The following is a 15,487-nucleotide window of genomic DNA, read 5'->3' as shown; positions in this document are numbered from 1 at the left end:
CGGAAGGGTTCTTCTATCAGATAGCTTGCGAAAGGTAAGTGCAGAGACAGCAAACAATTAGTTGAGAAACCCTAAAGAGTAGATGTAGATAATAATGCTAAAAACACCAAGGATAACCTTCTGTCCCATTACTGCAGCAGACTTTGATTTTTTGTTTGAACACCTTTCTGATGAAGAGCAGACACGTTATTTACCATTAGGTAAGCCTTATCCAAAAAACAAGGTAAAAGCCTACCTGAGTAACCGATTAAGCCATTGGCAACAGCATGGATTTGGTACCTTTGTCTTGAATTCGGCAGCAACAGGCAAGCCAATTGGTTACTGTGGCCTGGAATACGTACTGGAAACTGATTTTATCGATATCCGCTATGGCCTAATTAAACAGGTGTGGGGACAAGGTTTAGCATTTGAAGCGGCATCTGCTTGTGTCGCTTATGGTTTTGAGTTATTGCAACTCGATGAAATTTATGGAGCTGCTGTACCAGAAAATAAAGCCTCCATTGCAGTGTTAACAAAGCTGGGAATGACTCCTGCACCTCATTTTGACGCCTATGGAGGCGTCGTGGATAGCTTTTCAGTGAGTAAAGCGACTTTTCTTGAAATTAGACCATCCTAACATTACAAGTAAAACGATCTGCTAACTTGAATAAGACTTAGCAGATCGTAGTAAAAGCCAATATGGATTCTTGAAAGGGGATAGTGGTTATTCAAAGGGTTGAAACTGGATACTATTTCTGCCTGCATGTTTAGCCGAATAAAGTGCCAAATCTGCTGCTTTGATTAGCTGATCAGCCACCATAAGTTCAGTAGGAGTGGTTGAGGCAATCCCCATACTTACCGTAATCTGATCACTACAGAGAGAATCAGGGTGTTTAATGGCCAGTCGTTTAATGTTTTGGTTAATATGATTGGCAACTGATGTTGCCCCTTTGTCGTTGGTATTTGCCAGTATCACAATAAACTCTTCGCCACCATAGCGAGCGGCAAGATCGCTGGGGCGAGTAACAGACTGTTCTATGGCCCTCGCGACTTCTTGCAAACAGCTATCACCTGCTTGATGCCCTTGGTTATCGTTGTATCGTTTAAAATAGTCAATATCAATCATGATTAATGAAATAGGCGACTGTTCATGTTTGGCTTGCAACCACTCCCGCTGATAAACCACATCGAACCGCCGTCGATTAGCAATGTTGGTTAAACGGTCTAAGTTTGATACCCGTTGTAATTCATTAATAATATTTTTTTGCATCGATAAGTCATGCATCAGGCAAACATACAGTGATTGGGTAATACTTAAGCGCTTTATGGAAAGGTCTAGGGGAATGGTTGATTTATCATGTCGTATACCGATGACTTCAACTTGTAAACTGGTCTGGGTACTAGTATGGGTTAAGAACTGGTTGATTAAATAGGTACATTCTGGCAATAAAAAATCAGTTAACGGGCGGCCAATCAACTCACTGATGGTGTAATGAAATAAGTGTAAAGCAGCGGGGTTTACTGATTCAACCAAACCATTCTGAAAGATAGTAATAATAGGATCAGACACTTCGTTAATAATGCAGCGATTTCGGCTTTCATAATCATGCAGCATGGTGAGCATTTCTCTTCGCTGTTTTGCCAATAGCTGATTGGTAACGTGGGTTTTTATCCGTGCGCATACTTCCTCTCTTTGAATTGGCTTACTAATATAATCAATAGCACCCACATGAAAGCCTCGAACAATATCCGCCGTTTCATTTTTAGCTGTGATAAAAATAACGGGAATATCTTTCGTTGGTTGCAATTCCTTAAGCTTTTGGCAAGTGGTGAAGCCATCAATATCTGGCATCATTACATCCAATAAAATCAAATCTGGCTGAATCTGCGGAGCAATATTTAGCGCAACCACTCCGCTTGGGGCGGCGGCAACTTGATAGCCTTCATGAGTTAAAATATTGTAGAGTAAATCAAGATTGGCTGGTGTGTCGTCAACAATTAAAATTTCTGCCAGTGAAAGGTCTATTTCTGCACGATCAATCATGATGGACTCCCTGTAGTAATTGTACAAGGCCTTTCATATCGTATTGGCTGATGTAGTTATTGATCGCTGTAATTAGGGGCTGATATGTGTCATCTTGATTGGCAATTTCTTCTACACATAATTTAACTTCTGAAATGCGGTATAACTCTGCCGCTTTTATTAAACGTTGGTACAGGTGGGTAGGTAATGTTATATGTGATAGGTCTGAATGAATAGGTTTGTTAGTGACGTTATCCTGCTGAGGTTGATCATTTGTACTGTATTCAAATTCTACGCCCAGCAATTCATGTAAGGATTGATAGATTTCTGATACATGGAATGGTTTGGCAATGTATCGGTGAAATCCTTTGCCAAGGTAAAAATTTGGATCATGAGCTAAGCTTGCAGCAGAGACAGCAACCACTTTAATATGTTGGTAAGCTTCCGTTGTTTGAATACGATTAAGAGCTTCAATACCATTCATTACAGGCATATTAATATCTAAAAAAATAATATCAGGATGATATTGTTGCAGTTTATCCAGTGCCTCTAAGCCATTGGTTGCTTCCAAGGTTTGGGCGCCAATTTTAGTCAGTAATTTGACCAGCAGCATCCGGTTATCTGCAACATCATCTACCACTAAAGCATTAACAGTGTAGTTTGATTTCAAACATATCACTTGTTTTATAGGGAGTGGAGAGTCTTTTTGCTGAGTTGCTTTAGGCAATGGTAGCGTAAAAAAGAATCGTGTTGACAAGTGGGGAGTTGATGTAAATGTTAGATGTCCTCCCATAATTTCCACTTGTTTTTTCGCGAGGGTAAGTCCCAAGCCTGTACCACCTTTTTCAAGACCAGCGTTTCCTTGCTGAAAGATCTCAAAAATAGCTTCTTTAGAGTCATCTGCTATGCCAGGCCCTGTATCATTCACTTCGAAATAAACCAAGTTATTGTCCTGACAAACCACTTTAAGGGATACTTCTCCTTGATCAGTGAATTTGACTGCATTACCAATTAAATTAATTAATACCTGACGTATTTTCCCTTCATCTCCCATAACAACAAGACTGTTATCACCTTGAAAATCTAATCGCCAGTAAAGTCCTTTATTTTGGCACCTCAGTTTAAACATCATGGCTATGGTATTGATCAGATTATGTAATGAAAAAGAATCTATATTCAATTCTATGGCATTAGCTTCAATTTTAGATAAATCTAAAATGTCATTTATAATTTCCATTAAGTGATTGCCTGCTTTTAAAATACAAGCAATGGCTTCATGATGAGCATTGGTAAGTTGGTCATCTTGATCCAGAATTTGTGCATAACCCAGTACCGCATTCATTGGTGTTCTGATCTCATGAGACATATTAGCGACAAATAAGCTTTTTGCCCGACTGGCATCCAGTGCTTGATCTCTAGCGGTTGCTAATTCTGCGGTTCTTTCTTCGACTAATTGTTTTAAGTGGAGAGAGTTTGTTCTCAGTTTATTAATGACAAAACCAATAGCTAAAATACCTAAGATGCCAATGACTGTTAATAATAGGGTGATGCCTTTTAGGTTCTGAATAGAGGTTTCAATGGCTTTATCCACGGGTAAGGTAATTTCAAGAACACCTCTGACATCACCTAATTTCCAATCCTTTTTCGGTGAGTCGGGGTGAGTATTATGACAGTTGACGCAGCCTGCATGCATCACATCAGCTGTAGCATAGCGTAAAACTTCTCGGCTGTTTACTTGTTCAAAACGGTAAAATGGTTGCTCAGGGTTTTGAGTTAAAAACTGCCAGGCGAATTGGCTAAAACGACTGGATGTTTGTATATTGTTTTTTCGCCATGGAAAGGGGATGGGGCTATATAAACTCACTTTAGCACCATTTTCATGCCTGCCAATACGTTGGCCAAGTAAGATACTTAAGGTTGCTGGTAATGGAATTGCGTTTTTTTCCTCTTTATAGTTATGTGTGATTTTTAAGCCACTTTGGTGGGCAATGGTAACCACTTCTGAAGTATAGAGAGAGCGGAACTCTCTTAGTGCTTGCGAGTATAAAGATGCACTGTTAATAGCTGATGATTTTACCAGTTGGGACTGTAAGCTGGAGATATACCATGTAATAAGAATAACAGTAGTGATAAAAGCAATAATGAGCACAAAAACAAATTGCCAGTTTTTTAACTGAGACCACGCATAATAGTAAGGTGACTCATTCGCAGAGTTAAGCATGCCAGACTTGCAATACAACGGATGACAGGCATAGGTGCCACTAGCTTACATATTAGCTTATTGTAGCACCTGTGTAAGGGGGAAGCGGAATCGGCTAATCGTGTAGGGAAACGTATTTAGACCATCCTAACATTAAAAAATGATGCAGTTTTTACTCGTAAAACCACTGACATTACTATGTACTTGTGCTAAAACTGTTGTGCTTACTAGCAGAGGGAAACAATCAATAGCAGTTTAGCTAGCATGGAGTAACACTAAGGAAAGGTTTACCAATGGATACATTTGCTAATTACATTAATGGTCAGATAACCAATGAAAATACGGATAGTTATTTAAATAATATTAATCCTGCAACCGGTGAAGTCTATAGTTTATTACCAAATAGTAACCTCACCCAGTTAAATACGGCTATTACAGCTGCAACGGATGCTCAGCCAACTTGGGAGGATCTAGGTATTGAAGGCCGAAGTCACTATTTATACCGACTTGCGGATAAAATTGAAGCTAATCTAGACCAATTAGCCGCTGCCGAAACAGAAGACACTGGAAAGCCAATTGCGCTAGCAAAGTCATTGGATATTCCCCGCGCAGCCAGTAATTTTCGTTTTTTTGCTCAAGCCATTTCCCAGTTTGCTTCCGAAGCCCATAGCATGGGCAGCCAAGCTATTAACTACACATTACGAGACCCCATTGGTGTAGTAGGGTGTATTTCACCCTGGAATCTTCCACTTTATTTATTAACTTGGAAAATAGCACCAGCATTGGCTGCAGGTAACTGCGTTATTGCTAAACCATCAGAGTTAGCCCCTAAAACAGCTTATTTGCTCAGTCAATTATGTATTGAAATTGATTTGCCTAGTGGGGTCTTAAATATACTTCATGGTCAGGGTAATAAAATAGGTCAGGCTATAACAGAGCACTCTCAAATTAAAGCCATTTCATTTACTGGTGGTACCAAAACAGGCAGTATGATAGCTGCTTCAGCAGCACCACAATTTAAAAAACTTTCCTTAGAATTGGGGGGTAAAAACCCAGCATTAGTGTTTGCTGATTGTGATTTTGACAAGACCATAGACGGCATCATTCGTGCTAGCTTTGCCAATCAAGGTCAAGTGTGTATGTGTAGCTCCAGAATTTATATTGAGCAATCCATTTATCCATCATTTAAACAATCCCTGGTTGAAAAAATCCAAGCGTTGACAGTAGGTGATCCACTCACTGAAGTAAACCTTGGTGCATTAATTTCTAAGGAGCATCAAGAAAAAGTGCTTGCATATATCCAGTTAGCCCAACAGGAAGGGGGAACCATACTATGTGGTGGTACTCAGTATGTACCGGCTGGACGTTGTGAAGGAGGCTGTTTTATTCAACCTACGGTAATTGAGGGGTTATCTATTGGCGCGCGGGTTAATCAAGAAGAGATTTTTGGCCCGGTTATCACGCTTCAACCATTTAATTCTGAAGCAGAGGCGCTCGCTTTAGCAAATGGCACCGAATATGGTTTAGCTGCCACAATTTGGACTGAAAATTTAACCCGGTTGCATCGGCTAGCCAAACAGTTAGATGTGGGTATTGTTTGGGCGAATAGCTGGATGCTGAGAGATTTAAGAACACCACTAGGCGGTGTGAAAAACTCTGGATTAGGAAGAGAAGGGGGTTGGGAAGCACTCCGCTTTTTTACCGAGCCTAAAAATATTTGTATTCCATATTAGAGGTGTCCTTAAGTAACGGACTTTTTCAGTTTCCGTATGCATACTTATACCTGCCTCAATTCATTATTTTTAGGTAATCGTCAACATTCTCACAGCCAAGGGGTAAAAGAAAGGGAGTTTTATGTCAGTGATTATTCAAGCGGAACAAGCACCAGAACCTGTTGGGCTTTATCCTCACGCACGACGAGTGGGGAGTTTATTATTCTTATCTGGTGTAGGCCCTCGTCAAAAAGGTAGCCAAACGATCCCAGGTGTGACGTTGGATGAATACCAGAATGTGGTGCGTTATGATATAGCAAAGCAATGTCATAGTGTGTTTGCAAATGTGCGGACTATTTTAGAAGTAGCGGGTTCATCTTGGGAAAAACTGGTTGATGTAACTGTTTTTCTAACCAACATGAAAAGTGACTTTCCAATATTTAATCGTATTTATGGTGACTATTTTAAAACTAACCAACCTTGCCGTACTACCTGTGAAGTTAACTGTTTACCCACACCCATTGCTATTGAATTAAAATGCATTGCTACCCTTGATTAAAACCGTTAAATAATACGAAAAAAGGAATTATATCGTGAGCCTGCTAACCCCTCCAATTAACTTACAACAATGGATTGATGAACATCGAATATATTTGAAACCACCTGTCTGTAATAAATTAGTATTCGAAGAGCAAGGCTTTTTTATTATGGTGGTGGGAGGACCTAATAGTCGAAAAGATTATCATGTTGATGAGGGGCCTGAGTTTTTTTATCAGGTTGAGGGTGATATGTTATTGAAAACCATTCAGAAAGGAAAGGTGGTTGATATTCCTATCAAACAAGGTGAAGTTTTTTTGCTACCGCCTAAAGTACCCCATTCACCCCATCGATTTGCTGATACGGTTGGCCTGGTTATTGAGCGACGACGCACCCAAGAAGAAAAAGACGGCTTGCAGTGGTATTGTGATCATTGTAATCATTTGTTGTATGAAGAATTTTTTATTCTAAAAAACATAGAAGAAGATTTTCCCCCTGTTTTTGATCGATTCTTTGGTTCTAAACAGCACCGGACCTGTAGTCAATGTGGTGAAGTCATGCCAGCGCCAGCGTAAAAGGACATTCTAATGCTCACGATTGATATCCACACGCACATTTTGCCGAAAAACTGGCCTGATTTAAAAGAGCGCTATGGATATGGCGGCTTTATCCATTTAGACCACTATAAATGTGGTTGTGCGCGGATGATGCAAGAGGATAAATTTTTTCGGGAAATCACCAGTAATTGCTGGGATCCAGCCATACGACAAGACGAGTGTGGTCAATATGGAGTCCATGTCCAGGTGTTATCGACGGTGCCTGTTATGTTCAGCTATTGGGCAAAACCGCAAGACACATTAGACTTATCCATGCTACTTAATGATCACTTAGCTGCGGTAGTGGCGGATTACCCCCTGCGTTTTACTGGTTTAGCCACAGTACCTATGCAAGCGCCACACTTAGCAGTAAAAGAACTTGAACGGGCGACTAAACAGTTAGGCTTGGTGGGTATTCAAATTGGCTCTCACATTAATGACTGGAATTTAAATGCACGACAACTTGATCCTATTTGGGAAGCGGCCGAGGCGTTAGGTGCTGCTATTTTTGTTCACCCTTGGGATATGCTGGGCAAAGAAAAAATGCCTGATTATTGGCTACCCTGGCTGGTGGGAATGCCTGCAGAAACGTCCTTAGCTATTTGCTCTATGTTAATGGGGGGAGTATTTGAGCGTTATCCTGGGTTACGTGTAGCATTTGCCCATGGTGGTGGTGCTTTTCCTGCTACGATTGGCCGGATTGAACATGGCTTTAAGGTTCGACCAGATTTATGTGCTGTAGACAACCCTGCTAATCCACGACAATACCTGGATAAAATTTATGTCGACTCACTGGTGCATGATCCTTTGATGCTGGATTATTTGCTCAAGCTAATGGGGCCAGAACAAATCGCATTGGGATCTGATTATCCATTTCCCCTAGGGGAGTTAGAGCCAGGCCAATTAATTAGGCAAATGGATTTACCTGAAGAAACCCGAGCAAGACTGCTGCATGGTACCGCTTTAGAGTGGTTGAATATTCCGGCAGCGAGGTTTATTGGATGAAGCTCAATTTAACGCTGTCCAATAAAACCTATCAGGTGTTGTATGATCAAGCGGTGAGTATTGCTATTCCTTTAGATTTTACTGGCCCTCAGCCTAATCATTTTAATGCACCTTTGGCGAGCAGTCAGGCAGTTGAAGCTGCAGGATTTATCGGCGACACCCGGCGTGGTGGTAGTTGCAATGTTGAGCAGCTAAAGCTCAACCCCCACTGTAATGGCACTCATACGGAATGTATTGGCCATATTCTGGATGAGCGAGTGTCAGTGACCAATACACTGAAAGCATGCTTTATTCCCACTGTGGTTATTTCACTAACCCCAAAAAAAGCTGACCAGTGCCCTGACCGTTATCAGCCACCGCTGGATAATTCTGATTATATTATTGATCAGACTAGCCTGGCTGACAGGTTAGTGGGTATTCCTGATGAACAGTTAGCTGCCTTAGTTATTCGAACGTTACCTAATTCACTCGAAAAACAAACACGAGTGTATGGGCACAATGATCAGCCTCCTTTTTTTTCTATTGATGCGATGGCATATTTGCTGAAACGACAGGTACAGCACTTGCTGGTTGACTTTCCCAGTGTTGACAAAATGTATGATGAAGGCAAACTCACTTGTCATCATCTGTTTTGGCAAGTGCCAGAAGGTAAACATGTTGCTAATTCGCTTAGTCATTTTTACGACACTATCAGTGAGTTAGTGTTTGTACCTGACGAGGTGGTGGATGGATTTTATTTATTGAATTTACAATTACCAGCTTTTATCTCTGATGCAGCACCAAGCCGACCGATATTAATACCATTGGAGTCAGTAGGGGAATAGATAAGTCTAGTGTCCGATATGGAGTAACAAGATATTCTTCCGCCGCTCTTGAAGTGCCATCCTTGGCCCATCAAGAGATAAAAAAGGCATCTATGCCTTAGCTACAGAACACCCTGTTACCTCATATCCGCTAACTTTATTGCGACAGCCTGCAAAGAGCTGATATGAAGGATAAAATAAACAATGATTACGGAGGATCATGTGGGTGAAGTTCAGCAGCAACAATACCAACCAGGTGAAGCATTTGCTCACCAATTAGATCGTCAGGACCCTTTGCGGGAGTTGCGCCATCAGTTCAATATTCCCACCACCGTAGAGGGTAAGGAAGAATACTACTTCTGTGGTAACTCACTTGGCCTACAACCCAAACTTACCCAGCAATACTTGGATGATGTCTTAACTAATTGGGCGCAGCTAGGCGTGAAAGGGCACTTTCAAGGGAATTATCCGTGGCTGCCTTATCATGAATTTCTGACTGAGCAAATGGCTTCGTTAGTAGGTGCTAAGCCCTGTGAAGTGGTAATGATGAATTCACTGACAGTGAATTTACACTTAATGATGGTAAGTTTTTTTAACCCCACGGCACAGCGGTTTAAAATAGTAATCGAAGAACATGCATTTCCCTCTGACCATTATGCCGTTATCAGTCAGTTAGCGCATCATGGTATTTCAGAGGCAGAAGGTGTACAACTGCTGTCACCAAAACCAGGAGAGGAATTGCTTGATGAGGTGGATATACTCAACTTAATTGAAACAGAAGGTGACAGTATTGCGCTCATGTTGCTACCTGGAGTGCAATATTATACTGGGCAAGTGCTTGATATAAAGGTAATTACTCAACATGCCCATCGTAAAGGGATTATAGTGGGCGTTGATTTAGCCCATGCGGCAGGCAACATTGAATTACAACTGCATGATTGGAATGTGGATTTCGCCTGTTGGTGTTCCTATAAGTATCTAAATAGTGGACCAGGCTCTGTCGGTGGCTGTTTTATCCATCAACAACATGTGACAAATACTGAGTTAAAGCGATTCGCTGGCTGGTGGGGGCATGATAAAACCAGTCGATTTGAGATGACGAATCAGTTTAACCCCATTCCAACAGCTGAAGGCTGGCAATTGTCGAATCCTCCTATTTTATCGTTAGCAGCTATTCGTGCTTCTCTAGATACATTTACCATGGCAGGGGGTATCAAACCATTACGGGAAAAATCGATAAAATTAACGGGTTATTTAGCTTTTTTACTAGCAAGTGAACTAGCAGATGCTATTAGTATCATTACACCCAAACACCCCATAAGAAGAGGCTGTCAGTTATCACTAAAGTGTCATGTTAAGCAATTAACAGGAAAACAGCTTTTAGAGCAGCTTGAAGCAAAAGGGGTCACAACGGATTGGCGTGAGCCTGATGTTATTAGAGTGGCACCTGTGCCTTTATACAACAGTTTTGCTGATGTTTATCAGTTTGTTCAAATATTAAAAGCTATTGTGCAAGGTAGCACCAATACACATACCAGTCAGGACTTGCTTGTAGAAAGATAGCTTGTAGAAAAATAGGTGAGTAAAAGGTAATAGAAAGCAGGGTATAGGCCATTTTAAGGAAAGCAGGCCATGATGAATAACGATCAGGAAACAGTTGTTGTGATAGGTGGCGGGCCAGTTGGAGCCATGATGGCCACGTTTTTAGCTAACCAAGGTTTTACGGTGACACTTTATGAAAAACGAGCTGACTTACGTAAACATAACCTATCAGCTGGTCGCTCGATAAACCTGGCACTTGCCAACCGAGGTATTGATGCCTTAGCTAAGCTAGGCCTGATGAATCAGGTAAAGCAATTGATGATTCCAATGGCGGGCCGGATGGTTCACCACCCAAATGGTAACACCCAGTTTCAAGCTTATGGCCAACAACCCCATGAAGTGATTTATTCTATTTCTCGGGCTGAATTAAACCGGCTGCTATTAAATACAGCAGAAGCAACGGGCAAGGTTAGTTTGCATTTTAATTACCAATGCCAACAGGTAGACTGGGATAGCAATCAAATCGTTATCCGTTCTATGCAAACTAAAGCCGACCAGTGTATTAGGTTTGACCGTTTAATTGGGGCGGATGGAGCTGGCTCTGTTATACGACAAGCGTTGATTGATCGTTGTACGGGGCATGATGAATATCAACCGTTAGGACATAGTTACAAAGAGCTAACCATTCCAGCAGGCCCTGGTGGTCAGTTTCGATTGACAGCAGAGGCACTTCACATCTGGCCTAGAGGCGGTTATATGATGATTGCCTTACCTAACCAAGATGGTAGCTTTACTGTTACGTTGTTTTTACCAAATGAAGGGCCTAATAGCTTTGCTACATTAAATAGCTCAGAAAAAGTGCAGTGTTTTTTTGCTGAGCAATTTCCTGATGCGTTGCCTCTGTTACCTGCTCTATGTGAAGACTTTTTTTCTAACCCAACAGGACACTTAGGTACTGTTCGTTGTGCACCATGGCATTTTCAAGATAAAGGCGTACTCATTGGCGATGCTGCACATGCTATTGTGCCTTTTCATGGGCAGGGGATGAACTGTGGCTTTGAAGATTGTGCCGCACTGGCTAGTTGTGTTAACCAATTCAATAATTGGTCAGACTGTTTAATAGAATACAACGCTCGACGTTTTTTAAATGGTAATGCAATTGCTGACATGGCAATTGAAAACTATGTTGAAATGCGTGATTCCGTATTAGATCCACATTTTCTACTAAAGAAAGCCATTGGGTTTCGGTTGGAACAGGAGTATCCCAATCATTTCATCCCGCGTTATTCTATGGTGATGTTTCATCGAATACCCTATGTGAATGCTCAGCGGCGAGGAAGAATTAACGAAGCAATTCTTGATCAGTTGGCGCAAGGTATCAGTCATATTGATGAACTGGATTGGGTATTAGCGGATCACTTGGTGCGTAGTCAGCTTAATAAGATAGGCGATATAAATAGGACAACTGATGGATAAATTAGTTAGCAGTGGTTAACAAAATAGAATTTTTAATGACACTTTTCTGCCTATTATATATCTTAATGGCCCAATCAATGCCGATAAACTAGAATTACCGTTTTAAGGGTACCGCTAAAGTGGAGCTGTTTTATACTAATTGATGGTATTCACAGGATTGCTGCTTTGGTTAATCAGCACTTAAAGCGGAGGCCTCAACACCAGGGGGAAATACATGGCCATATCAAGTGCTCTTGTCGTTGATGATTCCAAGTCTGCTCGCTATTCGCTGCGCAAAATGCTAGAAAAAATGGATGTCTCCGTTGCATTTGCTGAATCTGGTGAGCAAGCCCTTGAGTCATTAGGTGACAGTCAACCCGATGTCATCTTTATGGACCACATGATGCCAGGCATGGATGGCTTAGAAGCAACTCAGGCAATTAAAAATAACCCAGAATGGGCTGGTATACCTGTCGTGATGTGTACTTCAAAAGATGGTGATGAGTATGCAGCAGAAGCTAAGTCTTATGGCGCTGTTGGGGTACTGCCCAAACCAGCAACACTGAAGCAAATTGCCGAAATTCTGGACTCGTTAGAGCAGTTAGTTGCATTAATGCCTGAGCCCTCGGCTGCAGAGGCTGAACCAGCTGCGGCTCCGTCGGGTGAGCCAACGCCAGTGGGAGTCGGGCAGATTGAAGCACTGGTACAAAATGCTGTGGAAGCTGCTGTAGCAAAAGCGATCCAAGCGACTATGACACCTTTGGTTCAAGAGCACGTTCAGTCACAATTACAAGCTCAGCTAACCACTCAATTAACAACTCAACTAGAAAAACAGTTGCCTGATTACATAAGCCGTGCAGGTTCAGAACTATTAAGCACGGCATTGGCAGAAACCAAAGTGGCCTGCCAACAATTAATAGATGAAGCGCTTGTAACAGAGCGATCCAACATTATGGCTGAGGTGCAGAGCTCTGTGGAGGCCCAGTTAGAACGCTTTTCTGGCCAGGAAGCGGAGGCTGAAGCTGAAGCCAAATTTCAACAACTACTTGCCCCCCTTTCTGCAGACATCACCCAGCTACAGGAAAAACTGGCAACAACTACTCCTGCGACACTAACCCCTGAACAATTAAACGAAATTAAACAAGCTGCTAAAGTGGAAGCCACTCAAGAATCAAGCAGAATCGCCCAGGAAGCTACTAACTCCGCTCAGCAATTAGCCAAAGAACAAGCTACTCAAGTGACTCAACAGCTATTGGATACCCGCTCAGCTTCTCAGGAGACCCAACGGGAACAAGTCACAGATGAAATCAATGCCAGTATGCAATCCCTTTCCAGCCGCCTGAATTTATTGTTTGGGTTAGCAGCAGGGATTGGCATTGCTGCCGCCGCAATTGTGTTTGTTATTAAATAAATAGTGGCAATAAGAGACAGTTGCTGATAACTCATTGCTTTTTAGTTTTGGCCTCGTTATATTGGCAATCATGTTTTAAGCAATAATCATTTTTTTCATATGTCTTTTGTTATTATTGATCAACAGGTACTCTGGCGACTCGGTTTCTACTAGCAGCCGAGTGCGACTTCAGTTAAAAACTAGTAAATTTTTCTCGGCTGCGGTTCATCGCGGCCTTGTTATTAAGCTCATTTTAATCGACTTTTAGCCCGATACACCGCAGCCAAAACTAATCTGAGTAAGGAGAAGTAAGTGGGTGTAGTAAAACGGGTGCAACCAAAAAAATCAGACAATCGTTTAGTTGCCAGTCATCAATTTATGGGTTTTGGCTTGGCCATTTTGGCTACCGTACTCTTTTCTATTAAGCCTATTTTTGTCAAGCTGGCTTATCAATATGGTGTTGATAGTGTTGTTTTAATGACATTAAGGATGTTGTTTTCCCTCCCTTTTTATTTAGTGATTGGCTGCTGGCTGCTAATGGCTAAACAAGTTCCGTTATCACCATTAAAAGCAGAACTATGGCCTTGTATCTTAGTGGGTTTACTAGGATATTATCTGGCCAGCTATTTAGATTTAGTGGGTTTAACGATGGTTTCAGCGCAATTGGAGCGGATCATTTTATTTATTTTTCCAACTATCGTTGTTATTTTGAGTCGAATTATTTATAAAAAGCCGATTAATAGTAAAACTATAGGGGTATTTATAGTTACCTATTTAGGCGTACTATTGATATTCAGTCATGACTTTAAGGTTTCCAAGCATGACACTTTAGCTGGGGGGATTTACATTTTTGCCAGTGCAATCGCATTTGCGTGTTACATATTGTTTAGCAGGCAGCGAGTATTGAATATAGGTAGCAGGATGTTTACCTGTATTGCCATGGGGGCTGCGAGCTTGGCAATAGTTATTCATTTTTTATTAACCCACCAATTATCTGATTTTTTGGTCAGTATGCCAGTGCTTAGTATTGCTGCGATGATTGCTTTCATTAGCACTGTATTGCCTTCATTTTTCGTTAGCGAAGCAATTGCACGTCTAGGTGCTGAGCAAACATCATTAGTTTCCACCTTGGGACCTGTTATTACAGCTTTTTTAGCAATAGTGATATTAAACGAATCTTTTACTTTTTATCATGCTATCGGTATGGCATTAGTGATGAGTGGCATCGCCTGGTTAGGCTTACAAAAAAGCGAAAATTCATGAGTTAGTTTGGTTGGTCAGAATGCTTTATCAGAAAATCGAAAAATAGAATTAGGCAGCTAATTATAACAGCTAAAAAATTTTAAATACCACAGATTTTAATAGGCTATATAGAGGTTTTCTGTGGTTTGATGAGATATTCAGGCTAGAATATAAAGTAGAATTAGCATTAGTGTCATTAGCTATTATCACTGTTGTCGTGAGGGTTTCCTGAATGAAATATTCAATTTCCGTGAGTTTAACTCATAATTTTTACTATTTACTTTGCTTGGCTATATTAGCCTCCACAGTTAGTACTAATATTCAAGCAAGTGAAGAAGAGGTCATGGTCAGTGGCGAATTAACTACCTTATTTCGTTCTGCTCGGAAAGTGATTTCTGTTAATCAAGCTTTAATTAATGATGCAGAAAAAGGTGATAAAGGATTATCTGGTACGGTGGTGATTGAAAAAGCCAAAGAAAACTACCAAGCAGCAGCTGGAAATGAACTTGATTTAAACCAAGATAAAAATGGTGCCAAACAAGCAATGTTGGATGCGGTCAATGAGGTAATGACAGAGTCTCAAGATTGGATTAATGAGAAAGGTGTTGGTTTTAAAGGATTTTTGCCTGCTATTTTTGCTCGTCAGGTTGCTGAAAAATTCAGTCATAAGATGGAAGGGAAATTAAAGATAAAGCTCACCGCACCAAAAAACTACGTACGTAATCGTGCTAATCGTCCTGATAAATGGGAACATCAGGTCATAGAGAAAAAGTTTCGTAGTACTGACTATGAAAAAGGTAAACCTTTTTTTGAAAAAGCATCAGTAAAAGGTAAATCTGCTTTTCGTTATATCTTACCTGAGTATTATTCAGAATCTTGCTTAGGCTGCCATGGTGAGCCTAAAGGTGAAAAAGACATTACTGGCGGGAAAAAAGAAGGAGGTAAGCTTGGAGAACTTGGTGGAGCAATCAGTTTAATTATTTATGAGTAAATGAAATGATGA

At 41.0% G+C, this 15,487-nt stretch carries 13 protein-coding genes; 11 read left to right on the top strand and 2 right to left on the bottom strand.

The window, feature by feature from the left end:
• The first annotated feature begins 94 nt into the window (after positions 1–94).
• A complete protein-coding gene (locus ORQ98_RS02685) occupies positions 95–616 on the top strand; it encodes a GNAT family N-acetyltransferase (RefSeq protein WP_274687237.1) in 522 nt (173 codons plus the stop codon).
• Between the two features lie 87 nt (positions 617–703).
• Here ORQ98_RS02685 and ORQ98_RS02680 read toward each other — a convergent pair whose 3' ends face one another.
• Both ORQ98_RS02680 and ORQ98_RS02675 read right to left on the bottom strand, forming a co-directional pair.
• On the bottom strand, positions 704–2,023 hold the full coding sequence (locus tag ORQ98_RS02680; protein ID WP_274687236.1) for a diguanylate cyclase domain-containing protein: 1,320 nt from the start codon (positions 2,021–2,023) through the stop codon (positions 704–706).
• Positions 2,016–4,223: an ATP-binding protein gene (locus tag ORQ98_RS02675; RefSeq protein WP_274687235.1), complete on the bottom strand. Its 2,208-nt coding sequence runs from the start codon at positions 4,221–4,223 to the stop codon at positions 2,016–2,018. Before ORQ98_RS02675 ends, ORQ98_RS02680 begins: the two co-directional genes overlap by 8 nt.
• Positions 4,224–4,495: 272 nt before the next feature.
• Here ORQ98_RS02675 and ORQ98_RS02670 point away from each other — a divergent pair, with 272 nt between their 5' ends.
• The 10 genes from ORQ98_RS02670 (at position 4,496) to ORQ98_RS02625 (ending at position 15,475) form a co-directional block, all read left to right on the top strand.
• A complete protein-coding gene (locus tag ORQ98_RS02670) occupies positions 4,496–5,935 on the top strand; it encodes an aldehyde dehydrogenase (RefSeq protein ID WP_274687234.1) in 1,440 nt (479 codons plus the stop codon).
• 121 nt (positions 5,936–6,056) lie between these two features.
• A complete protein-coding gene (locus ORQ98_RS02665; RefSeq protein WP_274687233.1) occupies positions 6,057–6,473 on the top strand; it encodes a RidA family protein in 417 nt (138 codons plus the stop codon).
• A gap of 34 nt (positions 6,474–6,507) precedes the next feature.
• Positions 6,508–7,026: a 3-hydroxyanthranilate 3,4-dioxygenase gene (locus ORQ98_RS02660; protein ID WP_274687232.1), complete on the top strand. Its 519-nt coding sequence runs from the start codon at positions 6,508–6,510 to the stop codon at positions 7,024–7,026.
• Between the two features lie 12 nt (positions 7,027–7,038).
• Positions 7,039–8,052: an amidohydrolase family protein gene (locus ORQ98_RS02655; protein WP_274687231.1), complete on the top strand. Its 1,014-nt coding sequence runs from the start codon at positions 7,039–7,041 to the stop codon at positions 8,050–8,052.
• Positions 8,049–8,876 (top strand): cyclase family protein, encoded by an 828-nt coding sequence (locus tag ORQ98_RS02650; protein WP_274687230.1) that lies wholly within the window; start codon positions 8,049–8,051, stop codon positions 8,874–8,876. The genes ORQ98_RS02655 and ORQ98_RS02650 overlap by 4 nt, the downstream gene beginning before the upstream one ends.
• Before the next feature lie 183 nt (positions 8,877–9,059).
• On the top strand, positions 9,060–10,418 hold the full coding sequence (gene kynU / locus ORQ98_RS02645) for a kynureninase (RefSeq protein ID WP_274687229.1): 1,359 nt from the start codon (positions 9,060–9,062) through the stop codon (positions 10,416–10,418).
• Between the two features lie 69 nt (positions 10,419–10,487).
• Entirely contained in the window at positions 10,488–11,873 is a 1,386-nt protein-coding gene (locus tag ORQ98_RS02640; protein WP_274687228.1) for an FAD-dependent oxidoreductase, read from the top strand.
• A 214-nt stretch (positions 11,874–12,087) separates the two neighbouring features.
• The gene (locus tag ORQ98_RS02635; protein ID WP_274687227.1) at positions 12,088–13,263 is read left to right on the top strand and encodes a response regulator; all 1,176 of its coding nucleotides are present in this window, start codon (positions 12,088–12,090) and stop codon (positions 13,261–13,263) included.
• A 291-nt stretch (positions 13,264–13,554) separates the two neighbouring features.
• Positions 13,555–14,505, top strand: a complete 951-nt coding sequence (locus tag ORQ98_RS02630) for a DMT family transporter (protein ID WP_274687226.1) — start codon at positions 13,555–13,557, stop codon at positions 14,503–14,505.
• 211 nt (positions 14,506–14,716) lie between these two features.
• Entirely contained in the window at positions 14,717–15,475 is a 759-nt protein-coding gene (locus ORQ98_RS02625) for a c-type heme family protein (RefSeq protein ID WP_274687225.1), read from the top strand.
• Positions 15,476–15,487 lie beyond the last annotated feature (12 nt).

It is taken from the genome of Spartinivicinus poritis (assembly GCF_028858535.1).
Taxonomy (GTDB): Bacteria; Pseudomonadota; Gammaproteobacteria; order Pseudomonadales; family Zooshikellaceae; genus Spartinivicinus; species Spartinivicinus poritis.
Note: the sequence above shows the minus strand (reverse complement) of the source record. Positions and strands in the feature narration are given on the sequence as shown.

Coding starts and splice junctions, on each gene's coding strand:
- ORQ98_RS02650 (WP_274687230.1), top strand. CDS start 8,049: ATGAAGCTCAATTTAACGCTGTCCAATAAAACCTATCAGGTGTTGTAT.
- ORQ98_RS02625 (WP_274687225.1), top strand. CDS start 14,717: ATGAAATATTCAATTTCCGTGAGTTTAACTCATAATTTTTACTATTTA.
- ORQ98_RS02655 (WP_274687231.1), top strand. CDS start 7,039: ATGCTCACGATTGATATCCACACGCACATTTTGCCGAAAAACTGGCCT.
- ORQ98_RS02680 (WP_274687236.1), bottom strand. CDS start 2,023: ATGATTGATCGTGCAGAAATAGACCTTTCACTGGCAGAAATTTTAATT.
- ORQ98_RS02640 (WP_274687228.1), top strand. CDS start 10,488: ATGATGAATAACGATCAGGAAACAGTTGTTGTGATAGGTGGCGGGCCA.
- kynU (WP_274687229.1), top strand. CDS start 9,060: ATGATTACGGAGGATCATGTGGGTGAAGTTCAGCAGCAACAATACCAA.
- ORQ98_RS02685 (WP_274687237.1), top strand. CDS start 95: ATGCTAAAAACACCAAGGATAACCTTCTGTCCCATTACTGCAGCAGAC.
- ORQ98_RS02670 (WP_274687234.1), top strand. CDS start 4,496: ATGGATACATTTGCTAATTACATTAATGGTCAGATAACCAATGAAAAT.
- ORQ98_RS02665 (WP_274687233.1), top strand. CDS start 6,057: ATGTCAGTGATTATTCAAGCGGAACAAGCACCAGAACCTGTTGGGCTT.
- ORQ98_RS02635 (WP_274687227.1), top strand. CDS start 12,088: ATGGCCATATCAAGTGCTCTTGTCGTTGATGATTCCAAGTCTGCTCGC.
- ORQ98_RS02675 (WP_274687235.1), bottom strand. CDS start 4,223: ATGCTTAACTCTGCGAATGAGTCACCTTACTATTATGCGTGGTCTCAG.